The organism is Xenorhabdus sp. NBAII XenSa04, from assembly GCF_963866145.1.
Taxonomy (GTDB): Bacteria; Pseudomonadota; Gammaproteobacteria; order Enterobacterales; family Enterobacteriaceae; genus Xenorhabdus; species Xenorhabdus indica.
In genome coordinates this window covers 1-482 of record NZ_CAWMEB010000064.1, presented here as the reverse complement: position 1 = coordinate 482, position 482 = coordinate 1, and the positions used below count along the sequence as shown (strand labels likewise).

Below are 482 nucleotides of genomic sequence, written 5' to 3'. Positions count from 1 at the left end.
CTGCGTACCCACCTGAGTGCGGTTTTGCCGGATTATATGGTGCCGGTGGCCTTCGTGCGTCTGGACGCGTTTCCGTTGACACCGAATGGTAAGCTGGATCATCGGGCATTGCCGATACCAGATGCAGACGCCTTTGCCCGGCAGGTATATGAAGCCCCGCAGGGAGAAACCGAAATGATGCTGGCGGCGATTTGGCGTGAATTACTGGGCATGGAACAGGTCAGCCGTCATGATAGCTTCTTTGCGCTAGGGGGGCACTCTCTGCTGGCGGTGCGCATGATTGAGCGCCTGCGTCAGCAGGGATTGGCACTGACGGTGCGGGATTTGTTCCGGTCGCCGGTATTGTCCGAGCTGGCACAAACATTGGGACGGTATCAGACCATCGAAATCCCGCCCAATGTGATTACTCCCGCAACACAGCAACTGACCCCGGCCATGTTACCGCTGGTGGATTTAACACAGGCGGATATTGACCATATTGT

General features: G+C 56.6%; 1 protein-coding gene. It reads left to right on the top strand.

The window, feature by feature from the left end; genetic code table 11:
* Window positions 1–482 (top strand): phosphopantetheine-binding protein (locus AAC147_RS03195; RefSeq protein WP_047685597.1); only part of this gene is annotated, 482 nt, incomplete at both ends.